We start from the raw sequence: 18,201 nt of genomic DNA on the forward strand, positions 1-18,201 counted from the left end.
GCTTCTATCTACGCGGCGAGCAAAGCGGCAGTGTTGTCCTATACGAAGGGACTAGCGAAGGAGACGGCGGGCGACGGCATTCTGGTCAACGCCATATCGCCGGGCTTTATTGGAGGAACGGCCTTCCACGCAACGTTTACGCCGGATGCCGCGAGACAAGCGACGGTGCAGGGCATTCCGCTGCGCAGGGAAGGAACGCCGGGCGACGTCGCCGGCGCCGTGCTGTATCTCGTCTCCGAGCTGTCCGCTTACGTAACTGGCGAGACGATCGAGATCAACGGCGGAATGTTTATGCGATGAGCGCGCCGAAGATGTCTCTGCGAGAAGGGAAAAAGGACGACACGCTGGGTCGGCTTGTCTCCGAGCTGGATGCCATCATGGCGGCGAGTCAGGAAATTCCGACGGAGCCAGGCGGCTGGTGGCATCAATACGTCTGTCCGGAGCATCATACGGAGCTGCTGTTTGATGAGCTCAAGGAAGACGTTGGGCGATATGACTGTCCCTACGGCTGCGTGATGGAGGGCGAGCCTTACCATGGGGCGTGGCTCGTTTTCCGGCATCAGGCGATGGCAAGGTTCGCGTTGCAAGCCGCTGCCGTATTCGCGGCAACGGGCGAACGCCGGTACGGCGATTACGGCAAGGGAATCATCGTCGCCTATGCGAGACAGTTTCCGCTATATCCCGTCCATCCGGACGCTCAGCCTTGGATGCTCAAAGGACGCGCCTTCCATCAGGCGCTGACGGAAGCGATCTGGGCAACGACGCTGCTGCGAGCCTATGTGCTGCTCAAGGACAACGGCCTGGATGTGGAGACGGGGAAAGACGATTTTAACAAATTTTTGGATATGCTCGGAAGCAGCATGGAGCAATACCATCATATTTTGACCGTGGAAAGAAATCAGCCTGAGAATAATTATACGGCCTGGTTAAATGCGGCTTTATGCTGCGTTTACGCTGCAAGCGGCGACGAGGTAAAGCTGCGTTCGCTGCTGGAGCGGAAGGGCGGTCTGCTCCACCATCTGGAGATTGCCATCCAGGCCGACGGGCTGGAGTTCGAAGGCAGCGTCTATTATCATGTGTTCGTGTTGCGAGCGTATATGATAGCCGCGGAGATGGCGGCCAGATTCGGCATCGATCTTTATGCGATTCGCGGGCAAGGCGCGCGGAGCATGGAAGGGATGCTGGATGTCCTGACGAAACTTGCCGACGAACGGGGGTGGCTGCCTGCCCTGCATGACGGGCCGTACGGGAGAGCTCCCTATAGCCGCGAAATCGTCGAAATTTTCGAAATCGGATATACGAAATATCGCAAGCCGGACTACAAACGAATTCTTGCCTTCTATTATAAGGAGTTAAATCCCGAGAGCGGACAGCGAGACGGGGTTGAATACATGCTTTACGGATATCCTTGGGGTCCTGATTCCGTTCTCCCCAATAAAGCTGAGGTTAATGAGTCGGGAGGACGTTCCTGGCTGCTGCAGGACAGCGGCTTTGCCGTATTGAGGCATCCCGATAATCTGCTGAGCGCTCTCGTCGATTATGGACCGCATGGCGGCTCCCACGGGCATTACGACAAACTTAATCTCATGTTAAGCTTGGCGGGTTTGCCGCTGTCTCCCGACCCTGGAACCGTTCCGTACGGCTCCGAGCTTAAAAAGGGCTGGTACCCATCCACGCCATGCCATAATACCGTCAGCGTGAATCGGAGATCGCAGAACGAGACCGCGGGCCGCTGTCTGAGCTACAGCGCCCATGACCGCGTAGGCACATTTATAAGTATGGCTGCGGACGACGCCTATGAAGATGCGAAGTTGAAGCGTCATGTAGCGGTCGTCTCGGATTATGTGATTGATTGGATGCAGGTGAGACTGCAAGAAGAGAGTGAGTTGGACTGGTGGTTTCACTTTCTTGGGGAGCCGGAGGCTGCGGGGGAAGAGAGCCATTGGGAGCGAATGGAGCAGTCTGTCTCCTTAGGCGATAGAGACGGTTACCAGTATATAAAAGGGATCGGCAAGCTTCGTTCAGAAGCGGCGAGCGGAATCGATGAATACAAATACGCTTCATTCCGCATACGACTAACCGGTGAGCGCACGGATGTCGGGATGAGTGCAGACGATCGTATGGCCTCCATCTCGCTGTTGTTCCCCTCGGAATCAACGTTGTGGCAAGTGGAGTCGCCTGGCATTGCGACGGATCCCAGCGTGCCCATGAACGGTGTTCTGGTGCGTCATGTTGGCACGTCCATAGACTTGGTGGCCGTCTATCGCACCGGCGCCGAACGGGCTGAGATCCGGTGGAGCAGCAACAACGACAATGGCTCCGACAGCGGAAATCGTGTGCTTGTCATAACTACGGAAGCCGGTTGCCGGACGTATGAGCTTACGGAAAATGGATTAAAGGAAGGGGAGACGGACATTTGAACCTGATCAAGCTGTTCGAGCCGCGGAGCGGCGTATTGTCGGTGCCGTATTCGCCGCAAGAAGAAACGAAGCTGCTGGAGAATCCGCCTCGTTTTACCTGGATGCCGGCACTTGCGGAAGGCGGAACGTACGTACTCCAGCTATCCTCTTCGCCTGAATTCGCGGACCGTGAGACGACCCAATTTCATCCTATTCCATACAATCTGTTCACGCCGGATGCGCCGCTGTCTCCCGGCACTTATTATTGGCGTTACGCTCTGGCTCAAGACTCCGATGGAGGCGAGAGAGCGAGCAGTTGGAGCAAGGTCCGATCGTTTGCAGTGGAATCAGGCCTGCCGGAGACGCCGTTGCCTGCACGATCGGTCAGATACGCGCATACTGGAGGTGCGCATCCAAGATTATGGCTGAGTCCGGACGGCGTCGCCGCTCTTCGGTCCCGTATCGCAGAGGATGCCGCATATTGCGGCTGGGATACGTTCTACGAAGGTTCAGTGAAGCCTTGGCTTTCGCGGGACCTTATCCCGGAGCCCTCCCCCTACCCAGGCAACAAACGTGTCGCGCATCTGTGGCGCAAGATGTACATCGACTGTCAGGAAATATTTTACGCCATACGCCATCTTAGCGTTGCCGGAGTTATCTTGCAGGATGATGTTCTATTGGCCCGTGCAAAGCAGTGGCTGCTTCATGCCGCATTGTGGGATGCCGAAGGGACGACATCGCGGGATTACAACGACGAAGCGGCGTTTCGCGTGGCAGGAGCATTGGCTTGGGGGTACGATTGGCTGTACGACGAGATGACGGAGGAAGAGCGCCGGCTGGTTCGGGAGGCGCTGCTTGCGCGAACGCGTCAGGTCGCCTTCCATGTCATTGAAAGGTCGAAGATTCATCAGGTGCCGTTCGACAGCCATGCGGTCCGATCCTTGTCCTCCGTGCTTGTCCCCGCCTGCATCGCGTTGCTTCACGAAGTGCCGGAGGCGGCGGTGTGGCTGGATTACGCTTTGGACTATTTCTCTTGCCTCTACTCCCCATGGGGAGGAGAGGATGGAGGCTGGGCGGAAGGTCCGATGTATTGGACGACCGGCATGGCATTTGTGACGGATGCGCTTAATCTCATTAAAAGCTACAGCGGCATAGATCTGTACAAACGGCCTTTCTTTGCGCGGACGGGCGACTTCCCGCTTTATTGCTCCAGCCCGGATACCGTGCGGGCAAGCTTTGGCGATCAGTCTTCCCTGGGCGAACCTCCGATTTTGAAGACGGGCTACAATATCCGGCAGTTCGCCGGAGTGACGGGCAATGGTCTGTATCAATGGTTTTATGAGCAAACCAAACATAATGATCCCGATCCCGATTCAAAATTTTATAACTACGGCTGGTGGGACTTCCGGTTCGACAATCTACAGTATCTGCACGACTATCCTGCCGTGGAGCCCATCCTTCCGGAAAACGGCGTTATAGAACCTGTGAAGTGGTTCCGGGATATCGGCTGGGTCGCGATGCATGATCGCATGGACGATCCCTCGGAGCATCTTATGCTGCTGACGAAGAGCAGCGGCTACGGCTCCATCAGCCATAGCCATGGCGATCAGAACGCCTTCTTGCTGCATGCGTACGGGGAGCCGCTGGCCATCGAGAGCGGTTATTATGTCGCCTTCGGCAGCACGATGCATAAGCATTGGCGGCGGCAGACCAGATCGACGAACAGTATACTAATCGATGGTCAGGGTCAATACGCCGGCGACAACAAAGCGCTCTGCAAAGCGGCGTCCGGCGTCGTGGAGGAGGTCCGTTCCAGCGCGGATCACGGCTACAGCCGATGCGACGCCACGGCAGCGTACAAGGAGAATGTCCCCTATCTGAAGCGATTCGTTCGAGAGATTTATTGGTTCGACCAATCGTATTTCGTTATTGTCGATTATGTCGATCTGGAGCGGAAGGGGAAAATAGAGTGGCTGATGCATACTCTCTATGAGATGGAGCTGTCGAGAGCTTCATTTCTTGTAAGAGGAAAGAAGGCGGATATGGATGTCCGGTTCGTTTATTGCTCTTCGGGTCATCTGGGGCTCACGCAGCATGACGAGTTCACGGACGTGGATCCGGCCGAATACGAAGGTCAGCCGAAGCAGTGGCATCTGCATGCCGAGACCCCGGAGGCAGAGAGCCATCGGCTCGTTACGCTGCTTGTACCGAGAAAGAAAGGCGAAACCAATTTCGTTTCGAGCATTATGGATGACCAAGGGCATGGCGTACATCTTTACTTCACTAATGAGACCGGCATCACTCGAATGATCGAGGTTGCCAAAGGATATTGACTATGATCTCTTCTCGTGTAAAACACAAACAAGGTTCAAGCTTCCAGGCTTGGACCTTGTTTTGCGTCTGTCTTCGGTTAGCTGTCGTCAGATTTACTCCTGAGAAGCCGGAATGGGTGCCGACGTAACATAACTGTCTTTCAAAATATAGAGAAGCGGTTTTTCGGCTTGATTAGCGGCATCGTAAGCCGATACCAAGGCATATTGGCTGCCTTGCAGGTCAACATCCAGCTCCGTAACCCGATCGGCCTCGAGGCTGATCTCCTCCGTCAATTGCTGATTGCTGCCGTTTAGCACTCTGATCTTCATCGCCGAGGGGGAGTACAGAATCAGATGCATAGTATTGTATTTTGTTCCAAAGTTGAATTTCAGGTGAGGAGATCCCTCATACCAACCCAACCCCACGTTTTCCGCGGTAAAGGCGTAGGCTCCGTTATACTGATGATTTCCGAAAACTAGTTGCTTTTTGTCGACCACATCGTAAAACTTTTCGCTCCAATTATCCACTTTCACTTCCGCGGAATACAAGGTGAGGTTGCTTGTCTCGCGCATTCCAATCGTTTGCGTGGAGCCATCCCATCTGATTGGAATGTCAAAGGCGTTGGCAATTACACGAAGAGGCAAATAGGTCGTTCCTTTATACGTGATCGGAAGAACCTCCTTGCCTTTGTCGTCGAGAGGGCGCCAAGGCTTGCCGTCCAGACGAAATTTGATTCCCGCGTTGAGGTATGCTTTGATCTCGGTGAGGTTGCTGGCGGCGAACGCTCCGGTCGACAGCGAGAGCATGGCGGTGAGGATGAGCAACAGAATTACGCTTTTCTTCTTCATCAAATATCCCCTTTCATCGTATGTGATCGAATCATCATGAAAGAGTTTAACAGGATAAGCGCTTCAAAAACGTTTCAAAAACGGCATAGAGAGAGGGAAGCGCTTTTGAAGCGCTCGCTGCTTTAGAATAGACGGGAGGGAGATGAAGAAAGGGGATTCACTATGTTTAAAAAGAAATGGCTGATTGCTGCTTTCTCTACTGTCTTGCTGCTAGCCTGTTTCACTCCGCATCAATCCGCTAAGGCACTCGAGCTTCAGTTAAATCCGGAATTAATAATAGACATAAGGCTATTTTTGCCGAGTTCAAACGGCGTGGAGCGATGGGCGTTCGAAACAGGGGGAGCGATCAATTCGTCTTCGCCCGCAGTCGGTTCAGACGGCACTGTTTATGTTGGATCAACAGACGGGAAGCTCTATGCAGTCGATAAAAAGGGGCAGAAGAAGTGGGAGTTCGAGACGGGAGCTGCCGTCTACTCCTCACCCGCAATTGGTGCAGACGGCACCGTGTATGTTGGCTCAGGCGACAATCTGTATGCCATTACTCCTGACGGAGGGCTGAAATGGACGTTCCAAGCTGGAGGAGACATATACTCCACAGCGGGAATTGGCGCAGACGGTACCATCTATGTGGAATGTGAGGATGGTAAGCTCTATGCGCTTAAACCGGAAGGTACGAAGAAATGGGAGTTCGTAACAGGAGGAGGAATGAGCGGCAAACCCGCAATCGATTCTAACGGCACCATCTATGTCGGTTCCCGCGATAAGAAGCTCTATGCGATCAATCCGAACGGAACGAAGCGATGGGAATTTACAACGATCAATGAAGTGAAGACATCGCCGGCGATCGGGACAGACGGTACCGTCTATATCGCTTCCGGTGCAGAGAGACTGTATGCGATCAAGTCGGATGGAACGAAGAAATGGGAATATCCCTTGGATAAAAAGCTTTATGGAGGCAATTCCTATTCATCGCCAACGATCGGTTTGGACGGCACCGTTTATGTCGGCTCAGGCGGCTCAGGCATTTATGCAATCAAGCCCGATGGAACGAAGAAATGGAAATTCGAAACGGATGGCATTATGATAGCCACGCCTTCGGTCGGCGCAGACGGCACTATCTATATCGGATCGGCCGATATGAAGCTCTATGCGATTAAAACGGACGGAACGAAGAAATGGGAGTTCAGAACCAATGGCCAGATCGTCGCCGCATCGGCGATCGGTCCTGACGGAGCGGTATATATTGGATCTGGCGATCACAAATTGTATGCGATCGGCATGGTGCGCGTTAACGGAGTAAGCTTGAATAAAGACACGCTCAAATTGGACGTCGGGCAAAGCGAGACGCTGCAGGCGACAATTGCTCCGGGCAATGCTTCCTATCAAGAAATTACATGGTCGAGCAGTGACGAACGCATCGCCAAAGTGAACGCTGCGGGCAAGGTGACGGGCATGGGGCCAGGAACGGCTATAATTACGGCAACATCGGAGGATGGAGGATACTACAAACAATGCGTCGTGACCGTATCCGCTGCCATTAACGGCAATCCGCAGACAGAAGAGGCGAGCTTGACGGACATTGCGGGGCACAAGTTGGGACCGGAAATTAAGAAAGCGGTGGCGCTCGGCATTGTATTCGGATATCCGGACGGCAAGTTTCGGCCCGAAGGGAACGTTACCCGAGCCGAGTTTGCCAGCATGATCGTCAGAGGGCTGCCCCCAGGGGAGGAAGGAGCCCCGCTTGGCTTCAAAGATAAAGATAAAATCGGAGCCTGGGCGGTAAAGGCAGTGCGGCAGGCGGTGACGCTGGGCATCATTCGAGGGTATGAGGACGGTACATTCCGACCTGATGCGAACATTACCCATGCGGAAATGATCACGATGGTCATTCGGGCCTCGGGCCTCACTACGGACAACAAAGTGTCGCAGACCGGCTTCTCCGACGATGCGGACATTCCGAAATGGGCGAAGCCCGCCGTTTCCAAAGCCGAGATGTCCGGTATCATCAACGCCGGGGATACCCAGAACGGTAAATTCGCACCACAAGCGATGTCCACCCGTGCGGAAGCCGCATCGGCCATCGTCCGCATGCTGGAGGTCCGCAATTAGAAAATATTCGTCATTACGATTTAGATTCTTTGACCCCCGTCAAAGAATCTTTTTTTTCCGGGTTGTCAAAAGGGATTTCCGCACAATAAGCGAATACAATGGACAAATATGCGATTTGCGATTGGAGGGGAAGCCATTTGGCAGGCTTAAGTTTTCAGTTGTTAGGCCGTTTGAAAATGACCCTCGACGGCGAAGAACTATTGGAAATCCCCGGAAAAAAAGCCGCGTTGCTGCTGGCTTACTTGATTCTCGCTATTGATGCGGCTCCTGGCAGAAAGCAAGTCGCGTTTCATTTCTGGCCCGACTCCACCGAGAAGCAAGCATTGTCCAATTTGCGGAAGCTGCTTCACGATCTTCGGGAATCCGTTCCGATCATCGACCGGTATCTAAAGATCACGCCCGCATTCATTCGCTTGAACCGTGAACTGCCCTTCTATTCGGATGTGCGTGAATTCGAGCAGTCGGCGCAAGGGACAACCGTTCGCGAGCTGTGCAGAGCGGAAGAGCTGTACAGAGGCGAACTGCTGCCCGGGTTCGGCGAGGAGTGGCTTGTGATAAAACGGGATCAGCTGGCGCAAATGTACTTGACCGCGCTTGACAAGCTCGTTTCCGTTTTGGAACGTCAGCGCGAGTATGCGTCAGCTCTTTTTTTCGCGCAAAAGCTGCTTGTCCAGGACCTGTTAAGGGAGGAAACGTACCGCACGGTAATGCGACTGCATGCTTTGAACAAAGATATGGCTGGCGTCGTGCAAACTTTTCGGAAGCTGCATGGTGTTCTGCATACCGAACTGGGAATTGCCCCCTCGGAGGAGACGCTGATTTTGTATGAAGGACTGACGAGAAACGGGAGCGGGATTTCTACGGCCTTGCAAAGTAAAGTCCCTTTGATCGGCAGAATAGTTGAATGGGCAAACATGCTGGGCGCCTGGAAGCAAATCGTGTCTGGCGGAAACGCCATGCTTCTGTTGAAGGGGGAGGCGGGAATCGGCAAAACCCGATTGGCCATGGAGTTTAAGGCATGTCTGGAAAGCTTGGGGATTCAAACCGCTTTTGCCGGTTGCTATCCGTCGGTCAGGTCGCTATCCTATAGGCCCGTAGTCAACTGGCTCCGGAGCCTTCCGCCGCCGAAGCTCGGCTTTGTGTGGTTGTCCGAATTGGCGCGTCTGCTTCCCGAACTTCTGGAGCAATATCCAGACTTGCCGAAACCGTCTCCGATTCAAGAGAAATGGCAGTTGAACCAATGGTTCGAAGCCATCGAAAGGATGCTGCTGGCCAGCGAGCCGCTGATGATTCTCCTTGACGATATCCAGTGGAGCGATGAAGAGACGCTTCAATTTCTATCCTATCTGCTGCGTGGCGATTCCAAAGTCAGACTGCTTTTGGTGGCGACGATGAGAACGGACGAAGATACAGAAGATGCCGTTGCGCATGTTCTGGGCGAGCTTCGGTCCGAGTTAAAGCTGATCGATATCGAGCTGACTCCGCTTAGCCGAGACGAAACGGCCCGCTTGGCGGTCGAAACGGTTGGCGATGCGCTGGCGGACCGCCACTCCACGAATTTATTCGCGGAAACCGCCGGCAATCCGCTCTTTATTGTGGAAACGTTGCGGGAATGGCAATTGAGCGGGGACAGCGGCGAAATCCGACTTTCGCAAGTGGCGAAATCCGTTATCGAGAATCGGTTGAACAGGCTGTCACCGGTCAATCGCAAGCTTGTATCGATTATCGCGGCCGTCGGAAGACCTGTTTCCGCAGCGCAATTGACGATGGTCACGAATATGGAGGAGGAAGTCATTCTAGCGCGCACTGAGCAGCTGGTGCAATTGAAGATTTTGCAGGAGGCGGGGGACGGGAATTACGTTTTCACTCATGACATCGTTAAGGAAACCGCGTACAAGCTGAATAATGAGAGCAGGCGGCGCAAGTGTCACCGGCAAATCGCGGAAGGATTGCTCGCCTATAATCGCGTGTTGATCGAACCAGTTGCCGGAGAAATCGCCTTTCACTATGAGCTTGCGGGCTTGGATCTGGAGGCCATTGCTTACTATGAAATAGCTGCGACGGCGGCGGAGAAGATCTATGCCAATGAGACGAAAATAAATTATTATCGAAAGCTCTTCAGCTTGATGCCAGCTAAGCTGACCTTGCCCGTTCTCATGAAGCTCGGCGAAGCTTTGATCGTGACGGGAGATTGGGATGAAGCGGAGAAGACTTACAAGCAATGGCTTGATCGTTACGGATACTTGGTTACGCTCAATGATCGGTCCTATTGCGACGTCGCGCTCGGCAACTGCTTGCGATTGATGGGCAAATATGAAGAGGCCGGATTTCATCTGGAACGGGCGTCCTATCACTTCAAGTTGGCGGAGGACCATGACGGACTCTCCTTCGCATACGGAACGCTCGGTATTTTGCATTATTTTATGGCAAGTTATGACAAGTCGCTTCGGTACTTCCTGGATAGAATGGAATTGTCGCAATCCGGAAATCAAATCCCAATGGTTACGCAAGACGATGTCCGGTTTCTCGGTATGATCGGCTTCCTGCATTATGACCAAAGCGAGTACAAGCAAGCGATTTATTGGTTCCAGAGACAAATCGGCCTTGCTGGGGAAATCCGGTACGCTTTTTTTGTAGGAGATGCAATGGGCGGATTAGCGTTGGTGTATTTCGAGACGGACGATATGGACCTCGCTTACGACCGCATCGTCGAGAAGCTGGAGATCAGCAAGTCTATTGGGGCACGAATGGGCTTTGCGATGGGGGTGGGCATGCTCGGCAAATATTATTACTTGCTCGGCTCCCGTATGCAGGCGGAACAATGCATCGCCTTCTGTCTCGAAGAAGCGGTACGCATTCAGGATTGGCATATTGCTGCCGTCGTGCTCGGCATCGAAGGCTGCAATCGGATGAAGCAGCATCGGTATGAGGAAGCCGGTCGATTGATCGAATGCTCGTTAAGGTTAACCAAACATCTTCGAATCCCGTTCTTCGAATGCGAGGCGCTTTATTTCACGAGCCTGCTAAAGGAGCGGCAGAGTCAATTCGAGGCCGCTGCAGAGGTTGGCGAAGAGGCGCTGAAGCTCGCCATTCGACTCAAACGGCGAGACTTGCAGGTCAAGCTTCTTGTGCAGCAGCAGCTTTTAAAGATGCGCTTGGGACGGATCGGTTCTGGCGAAGCGATGGAAAGGCTGAAGGGTATGCTGGAACCACACGCCGGTGAACAGGAACAAGCTGCCGTTCGTTTTGCGATGTGGCGACTGGAGCCCGACTCGGAGTTGCTTCGGACCGCTGCGTCCTCCTTGATCGAAACGCTGTACCTAAAATCGGGCAAGCAGGAATATTTCAGCCGTTTGCGCGAGCTTGGCTGCGCAGGCCAAGTCATCGAGGCACGCCCGATGCCGAAGCTCGCGGCAGAAGCTGTGCGGAACAACCGGATTTCCCCCGAGCTATTGGTGGATATCGATCGTTTTTTAATGCGCTCGATGGATTCAGACTGAAGTGTGTAGCGGCTTACGACCAACTGCACGACACGTTGAGACCGTACTTTGACGAATAGAGAACAAATGTTCTATAATGGAGAAAAATGATTCGGAGTTGAATGCCGGTGACCGCGAAATACGAATGGAAAAAGAACGACAAAGCTTTGTATCTGCCGAAGGAGGAGCCGGCCATTATCGAGGTTCCTGTCTTCAGGTATTTTAGGATCAGCGGAGAGGGCAATCCCAATTACGAACAATTCCGGGAAGCCGTCGGAGTCTTGTACTCGTTGGCCTATGCGATAAAGATGATGCCCAAAAAAGGCGAGGCGCCGGAAGGGTATTACGAATATACGATTTTCCCGTTAGAGGGAGTATGGGATCTCGCGGTAGAGGCACGAGGATTAGAGGTACTGGACAAGGATAAACTTCTGTATACGATCATGATCAGACAGCCGGATTTCGTTACGGAACCGCTGGCGATGGACGTGCTGAAAACCGTAAAAGCGAAGAAGCCGCATGTTTTGCTGGACAAGGTTATGTTCGGCGAGCAGGAGGAAGGATTGTGCCTTCAGATGATGCACCACGGCTCATATGATGATGAGCCGCAAAGCTTCGCGAAAATGGAGCGGTACTGCGATGAGCACGGGTTAAAGCGAATCTCGAAGGTTCATAAGGAAATATACATATCCGACCCAAGGAAAACACAGGCAGACAAGCTTCGTACCGTGCTTCGTTTCCGAGTGGAGAAAAACGAATAAATAGCGATCGTCAGCAACACATTGGCCAAGAAAACGTTAGGCTGGCCGCCTCGGCATTCGTGGAGAGATCATCGAGGAGAACGACCTAATTAGTCCGGTAAAAATATAAAAAGTCCAAGCTCATGAGCTTGGACTTTTTGTTGATGCGGTCGAGAGGACTCGAACCTCCACGGCTGTTACACCACTAGAACCTGAATCTAGCGCGTCTGCCAATTCCGCCACGACCGCATGTCTGAAGTAACGAGATTTATAATAGCATGGCTTCCAAGAAGAAGTCAACGACAATGCTAAAGTTTAAATTTTCAGCTTATTCCATCATTTTCTCGGAGCAATGGCATGGTACATAAATCCTTATAAATCGTGGAAAGGTAAATGAAGGAATCGATGATGGAAAAAGAAAATAGACCCTAGGGGGTAGCGGAACAATGAATAGAAAAAAGACTAGTCAATCGCCGCAAGTGCAGCATACGAATAGGATGATGCCCAGATGGAAACGGGCTGTAGCCGTGCTCTCCATGACTCTTGCTATAACGGCTGCTTTGCAACCCACAACGCTTAAAGCCGCAGTCGATCAACCGTCTGAATCGCTTCAGCCATCCGTTAGAACCGAAAAAACGGTCTCGATCGTTATCGACGACTTCGGCAACGGGATGGCTGGTACGGAGGAGATGCTGAAGCTGCCGGTAAAAATCACGGCTGCCGTCATGCCGTTTTTGTCTACGACAAAGAAGGATGCCGAAGCAGCTTACAAGCTCGGACATGATGTGCTGATTCATATGCCTATGGAGCCGAATCATGGCAAAAAGAGCTGGCTGGGCCCTGGCGCCATTACAGCCGATCTTAGCGATGCCGAAGTGCGGGAGAGAGTAGAGGCTGCTATTGCAGATGTGCCGCATGCCGTCGGCATGAACAATCATATGGGCTCCAAAATAACAGCAGACGAACGTATCATGCGCATTGTGTTAACCGTATGCAAAGAGCGCGGACTGTTCTTTCTGGACAGCAAGACGAACTACCGCTCCGTCGTTGCCAAGCTGGCCCAGGAGATTGGTTTGCCCGTACTCGAGAACAATGTGTTTCTCGACGATGTGTATACGGCTGAGCACATATCCAAGCAAGTTAACGTTATTCGCAAGCATATGGAGACCCATAATCGTACCATTACGATCGGTCATGTCGGTTCCCCGGGTCTCAAGACGGCAGCTGTGCTGCAACAATCCATTCCGGGCTTGCAGGCGGAAGCAAGGATCTTGAAGCTGTCGGAGCTTATAGGTGCTTCAATTGGCGACCCATTGGTAATGCCCAATCCCTGAAGCGATCGCCTCGGCAATCTCGAGCTGCTTGCGTGAATCGGTTAACATGCTCCGATCCTGAGCATTGCTGATAAAGCCCATCTCCACAATGACCGAAGGCTGCTCCACTCTCCTCAGCAAATAAAATGGTTTTCCCTCACGCGGAAGCGCAGTGGTATTTTGCTGTCGATTAAGAGCTTCCTGCAGGCAGAAGGCGAGCAAGGCGCTTTCGCCTGTGTTCTGGAAAAGTACAAGAGGACCTCGTTTACCGCTGTTGCGTGCCGAGTTCACATGGAGGCTGACCATCAGCTCGCTGCCGATCTCTTCTGTTAATCCTCGGCGCTGCGACAGGTCGCGCCTATGCCGGGAGCCGGTACGGTGCCAGCGATTATCGTCGCTGAGCGCATAGTCGCCTGTCCGGTTCATGACGGCGGCAATGCCTCGGCTTCGCAAGAGCAAATAAAGCTTGCTCGCGATGGCTAGATTAATGTCCTTTTCCAGCAGATCGCCATGCGATGCTCCGCCGTCGATCCCGCCATGCCCAACGTCAATAATGACAGTCGTCGATGGCAATGCCCAGCGATCGCTGGACTGGGAAGGGAATGAGGCCGCCGACGCAACGGGATGAACCAAAAACATAAATAATACAAGCAGTGTCAGCAAAGTTCGAATCATGATCAACGTCAACCTCCTGCGACCGGATCAGAATGATTTATTTGACGTTAGCGTGGCTGTTCGGAGGTAATCTCATACATGATTATGACCGACCTAAAGCGGGAATAATGATCGTAATAACTCGCATTATAAGAAGCTGGAGGTGACGAAGATGAAGGGCGGAAGCGATCTTGTGAAGTATATGACGGAGCAATTCATTACGTATATGGAGACGCCGGCAGAGACGCGCAAGCAAGCAAAAACGTCAGCCAAAGCGGCAAAAGAGCCTTGGCTGACGCGATGGTTCGGATTCGGCGGCATGAGTCTGATGATGTGGTGGCGAGGTCGGACAGGACGTCAAAGGTAAAAGGATCCTAATGATTGCAGCAAGGAAGCAGGTATATATCGTCGGATCGGAGCATTCTCTTCGCTGTCGAGCGAGATAAACAGCTCTCCGCCCGACCACTCCGAATATCCCGTGACGGACCACGCATACGTCATCTTTCCCTGGAAGGACTTGCTGACGTACCTAAGCTCACTATTGTCTCGCAGGGCATCGGATAAAATGGATAGAGGATCGGCAGCAATCGAATAAGGACTTTGGGTGAGCCATGGCAATCGGCCATAAGGATCGAAAGAAGCCATGGCTCCGGCAGATGAGATCGAAGCATGGGCGTTTTTAACCCCATGCTTGTTTGCGTTGGCGTCTTGAGCAGCGGCAGCGGCCCACTGTTCGGCGTCAATCGGCAATTGTTCGCCCGAATAAGCATCTGTATAATGATTTTCGGTTATTGATCCATGACCGGCAATGCCGCCCGATATTTGCCAAGCAGCCAGCAAGGGATGAATATAGAGTCGAGTCGCTTTCATGGACGTCTCGCTCAGACCTAGTCTGGTTAAAGCGGATTTTAATATTGTCGAGCTAAAGGGCGGATATTCCCCGATGCCGTATTCACCCAGTACATAACCTCCGCCGTCCTTGGCATAAACAATCATATATCCGACAACGCTCTGACCTCGTCTCATCAATACGAGCCAGCTATGCGTTCCGGGTCCGAGCGCTGCCGTGCTTGCCCAAGCGCCCTTCCATTCCGCAAAAGCCCCATCCGGAGAATTCGCGAGCTGTTCGGCCCATAACCGTGCTTGTTCTTTTAATGGAACGTCTTGTTCCTTGTCCAGCGTCGACATGGCTTGTCCGGTTGCGTAGATTCTTGCGTCTGCTCCGCTCGACATGCTTAACATAACCGCGAGAACGGTCGCGGCCGTCGCGATCTTCCAGCTTGTTCGCATTGTAATCACCTCTCTGGATTCATTGTAGCGGACGAGCTCCAAGAAGACTGTTGCAACCTGTCGCCCAATAGCTGCCGGGGAACCGCTTCTTTTGCCGTAATGAAACGATTCCCGTCACAATGTCATCAATCTATGCCTTCCAGATGGAAAATGCCGCAGTTAATGGCGGAAGCCGTCACGCGCGGCTCGTACTGCCACTTGATTTCGGCTTGCCGCTGCATGTATTGTTCCTGAATGGCCGACTTGTTCTCGGGGAGGGCATGCTCCAGCAACGGCTCGTAATAAGCCTGAATGCGGGAAAGCTCCTCTTGCAGCCTCGCAGCGGCTCCTTCCGCCCAAGTGTAGTCGTATCCCTTGAGCTTACGCTCCAACGCCTGCTCAATTAACGTCAGCGCTCGGTTGTAGGATATGCCGTTGCGGGCTAGATGAATATTGGCAGGGAGTCTTGGCGTAAGCTTTTTATGCTGAAGACGGTCGTGAAAGTTTTCAATAATATGCCCGGTCACAAGCGACACGCCGAAGCTGTGGATTTCCTCCCGTTTGCGATCGCAAGTCAGCTCCACTCGCATATTAATGCCGAGCCATGCCGTATAAGGCGTCGAGCTGTACGGATTGCCGCCGCGCTTGTCCGGTTCCTGAAACAGGAACACATAGCTGCCTTTATTTCGAGTAGCACCAAACAGCTGATCCAGCCGACGCGAGCCGAAATAGAGATCGTCGCGAGAAACGCGGGCGGGCGCAGCAAGGGTCGTGTGGACGAAGCCGAACGATCGGGCGAGGGCGGCATCCGCCGCTGGCGCAAGGCTTTCGCTGGCGGAAGGGCCGGGTGATGGAGCTGGAGCCTCCAGCATCGTCTGGTATCTAGTCTTGTCGGTGACAAACAGAAACGTCATGGTCTCCGGCTCCGCGCCTACACGGTCAACAAAGCTCCAGTAATAGGGACGATTCGTCAGCTCTCGATCGGCTTCCGGAGACAGCTTGACCATATAATGGGCATTCGACTTCTCCAGAATGGAGCAGCCCGTTGCTTCCAGAAATCGGCCAACGAATTTATGGATTTGTTTCTCGTTCACGGTTTCACCTCCACAGTCTGCCCCAGTCGGTCCAGCTTCACCACCAAGTCGGGACTCTTGGCAAGTCCGCCTTCGGACTTCGCCCCTTCGCGCAGCTCGGATATGGAGCTGCCGAGCTCGTCGAGCTGACGTTTCAGCTCCTGCTCGTTTCCGGCTTCTAGCAGCGCCTTCGCCAGCCGCTTCTCGATCGATTCGCCTCCGTCGAGCCTCTCCAGTATATGGTCCAGCTCGCCGATCACGAGCTCGAACAAGTTGATCTTCTCGTGCAGCAAACCTACGATATGCTCTTCGATCGTGCCGAGCGTGCACAGATTGTAGATCTTCACATCTTCGGTCTGGCCGAGTCGATGCACGCGTCCGATCCGCTGCTCCACGCGCATGGGGTTCCATGGCAGGTCGAAGTTGATCATGTTGTGGCAGAATTGCAGATTGATGCCTTCACCGCCGGCTTCCGTTGCGATCATAATCTGAGCTCTGCCGCGGAAGAGGTCCATCATCCAATCCTTTTTGCCACGGTTCATGCCGCCGCGATAGGGGACGGCGATCATATCGTTTGCGCGGAAAAATTGCAGCAGATATTCCTGTGTCGCCCGATACTCCGTAAAGATGATGACTTTTTCGTTCATCTCCTTTACAAGCTCCATCGTTTTTTCTGCTTTCGTATTGGCTTTAATGCCCTTGATCTTTTCGACGAGCCCCCAGATTTTGGCCCGGAGCGGAGAATCCTCCGACGTTTTCTTGAACAGATTGACCAGCGTCAGGAAGACGGCATCGCGGCTGCTGCATACTTCGCGCTGCAAAGTAACGAGCGACAGCATGCTGGTCATATCGCCCCCGCTTTCTTCGTAACGTTCCTTCACGAATCCGGTGACGGCATCATATAGCGCCTTCTCATCTTGGGAAAGCGAGAGCGGTATGTTTTTAACGAACCGCTTGGTAAAGTGAATGCCGCCGTCGCCGCGCCGATTGCGAATCATGACATTCGACAGAGCCTCTTGCAGCTGATCTTCATTTTTCGGCAGCCGTTTATCCACGACGAAATTGGCGGCGAATTCGCTTTGCCCGCCTAACTGTCCCGGTTTGAGCAGCGTAATAAGGTTGTACAGCTCGTCGAGATCGTTCTGGATCGGCGTTGCCGTCAGCAAAAGGCAATATTTTTTGCGAAGCAGGTTGGCGAACTGATAGTTCGTCGTTTTTTTGTTCTTCAGCTTATGGGCTTCGTCGATAATGATGAGATCATAGTCGGTGCCCAGCACGAGCTCCCGATGAGGTTCCCGCTTGGCGGTGTCGATGGAGGCGACAACGACGTCGTAACCCCAAGTATGATCCCGTTTCTGAGCGACGGCCGAGATGCCGAATTTCTGGTTGAGTTCCCGCACCCATTGCAATACTAAAGAAGCGGGAACGAGAATAAGCGCTCGCTTGACCAGGCCGCGGACCATATATTCCTTGAGCACAAGCCCGGCTTCGATCGTCTTGCCAAGTCCCACTTCATCTGCGAGAATGGCACGGCCTCCCATCTCATGCAGCACCTTGCCGGCCGTGCCGATCTGGTGGGGGAGAGGCTCGAAGTCCGGCAGCAAGCGCAGGCATTGCAATTCTTCGAAACTCTCAACGCGCTTGGCATGTTCGGCTTCCATAGCGAGCTGGTATAACGTCCAGTCATCCCACGGACCGCCTCGCGATATTCGATTCTGGAGCTCGTCGTACCAGGAACGGTCGAATTGCAGATCGACCAGAGGATGAAGTCTACGCGTAACGGCGGTATCGCTGCTTGCCGCTCCCGTGCTGGACGGCTGGTGCGGAGACGTAAGTTGATCGGTCATAGGAAGCTCCTTCCATTCTTAAAAAAGGGTGAAGTTGTCATTAGTATTGCCTTGTTGGACCATAATCATAAGACAGACTGGAAAATGAAGTGAATATCCATATATAGTGTGATATAATATGTGAGGTATACTATATGTAGATGTTGTCGGTGTCCGT

At 53.1% G+C, this 18,201-nt stretch carries 13 protein-coding genes and 1 tRNA gene; 8 read left to right on the forward strand and 6 right to left on the reverse strand.

The window, feature by feature from the left end:
- The 3 genes from PAT3040_RS38335 to PAT3040_RS02950 all read left to right on the forward strand — a co-directional run.
- On the forward strand, window positions 1-300 hold a 300-nt coding region (locus PAT3040_RS38335; RefSeq protein ID WP_258234804.1), incomplete at its 5' end, for an SDR family NAD(P)-dependent oxidoreductase.
- Complete coding sequence (locus PAT3040_RS02945) at window positions 297-2,420, forward strand: heparinase II/III domain-containing protein (RefSeq protein WP_108991470.1); 2,124 nt, start codon at window positions 297-299, stop codon at window positions 2,418-2,420. The genes PAT3040_RS38335 and PAT3040_RS02945, both read left to right, overlap by 4 nt.
- A 2-nt stretch (window positions 2,421-2,422) precedes the next feature.
- Window positions 2,423-4,732, forward strand: a complete 2,310-nt coding sequence (locus tag PAT3040_RS02950; protein WP_108991578.1) for a DUF4962 domain-containing protein — start codon at window positions 2,423-2,425, stop codon at window positions 4,730-4,732.
- 93 nt (window positions 4,733-4,825) lie between these two features.
- On the opposite strand, the gene PAT3040_RS02955 is transcribed toward PAT3040_RS02950, so the two are convergent.
- The gene (locus PAT3040_RS02955) at window positions 4,826-5,560 is read right to left on the reverse strand and encodes a stalk domain-containing protein (RefSeq protein ID WP_108991471.1); all 735 of its coding nucleotides are present in this window, start codon (window positions 5,558-5,560) and stop codon (window positions 4,826-4,828) included.
- A 162-nt stretch (window positions 5,561-5,722) separates the two neighbouring features.
- On the opposite strand from PAT3040_RS02955, the gene PAT3040_RS02960 reads away from it, so the two are divergent.
- The 3 genes from PAT3040_RS02960 to PAT3040_RS02970 all read left to right on the forward strand — a co-directional run bounded on the left by PAT3040_RS02960 (window position 5,723) and on the right by PAT3040_RS02970 (window position 11,909).
- Window positions 5,723-7,669 carry an S-layer homology domain-containing protein gene (locus PAT3040_RS02960; protein WP_108991472.1) on the forward strand — a complete coding sequence of 649 codons (1,947 nt, stop codon included), beginning with the start codon at window positions 5,723-5,725 and terminating at the stop codon, window positions 7,667-7,669.
- A gap of 137 nt (window positions 7,670-7,806) precedes the next feature.
- Complete coding sequence (locus tag PAT3040_RS02965) at window positions 7,807-11,169, forward strand: ATP-binding protein (protein WP_181376417.1); 3,363 nt, start codon at window positions 7,807-7,809, stop codon at window positions 11,167-11,169.
- A 107-nt stretch (window positions 11,170-11,276) separates the two neighbouring features.
- Entirely contained in the window at window positions 11,277-11,909 is a 633-nt protein-coding gene (locus PAT3040_RS02970) for a GyrI-like domain-containing protein (protein ID WP_258234805.1), read from the forward strand.
- Between the two features lie 144 nt (window positions 11,910-12,053).
- Here the strand turns inward: PAT3040_RS02970 and PAT3040_RS02975 are convergent.
- Window positions 12,054-12,137, reverse strand: a tRNA-Leu gene (locus PAT3040_RS02975).
- Between the two features lie 251 nt (window positions 12,138-12,388).
- Between PAT3040_RS02975 and PAT3040_RS02980 the strand changes: the two genes are divergently transcribed.
- Entirely contained in the window at window positions 12,389-13,222 is an 834-nt protein-coding gene (locus tag PAT3040_RS02980; protein ID WP_146200349.1) for a divergent polysaccharide deacetylase family protein, read from the forward strand.
- On the opposite strand, the gene PAT3040_RS02985 is transcribed toward PAT3040_RS02980, so the two are convergent.
- A complete protein-coding gene (locus tag PAT3040_RS02985; protein WP_108991475.1) occupies window positions 13,187-13,876 on the reverse strand; it encodes an N-acetylmuramoyl-L-alanine amidase family protein in 690 nt (229 codons plus the stop codon). The genes PAT3040_RS02980 and PAT3040_RS02985 overlap by 36 nt on opposite strands.
- A gap of 151 nt (window positions 13,877-14,027) precedes the next feature.
- Here PAT3040_RS02985 and PAT3040_RS02990 point away from each other — a divergent pair, with 151 nt between their 5' ends.
- Entirely contained in the window at window positions 14,028-14,222 is a 195-nt protein-coding gene (locus PAT3040_RS02990; protein WP_087567634.1) for a YqzE family protein, read from the forward strand.
- On the opposite strand, the gene PAT3040_RS02995 is transcribed toward PAT3040_RS02990, so the two are convergent.
- The 3 genes from PAT3040_RS02995 to PAT3040_RS03005 form a co-directional block, all read right to left on the reverse strand.
- Window positions 14,213-15,145 carry a hypothetical protein gene (locus PAT3040_RS02995; RefSeq protein WP_108991476.1) on the reverse strand — a complete coding sequence of 311 codons (933 nt, stop codon included), beginning with the start codon at window positions 15,143-15,145 and terminating at the stop codon, window positions 14,213-14,215. The genes PAT3040_RS02990 and PAT3040_RS02995 overlap by 10 nt on opposite strands.
- A 125-nt stretch (window positions 15,146-15,270) precedes the next feature.
- Window positions 15,271-16,218 (reverse strand): YqhG family protein, encoded by a 948-nt coding sequence (locus PAT3040_RS03000; RefSeq protein WP_108991477.1) that lies wholly within the window; start codon window positions 16,216-16,218, stop codon window positions 15,271-15,273.
- A complete protein-coding gene (locus PAT3040_RS03005; RefSeq protein WP_108991478.1) occupies window positions 16,215-18,044 on the reverse strand; it encodes a DEAD/DEAH box helicase in 1,830 nt (609 codons plus the stop codon). The genes PAT3040_RS03000 and PAT3040_RS03005 overlap by 4 nt, the downstream gene beginning before the upstream one ends.
- Between the last annotated feature and the right edge of the window lie 157 nt (window positions 18,045-18,201).

The sequence above is a fragment of the Paenibacillus agaridevorans genome, assembly GCF_003112455.1.
In the GTDB taxonomy this organism is placed as follows: domain Bacteria; phylum Bacillota; class Bacilli; order Paenibacillales; family Paenibacillaceae; genus Pristimantibacillus; species Pristimantibacillus agaridevorans.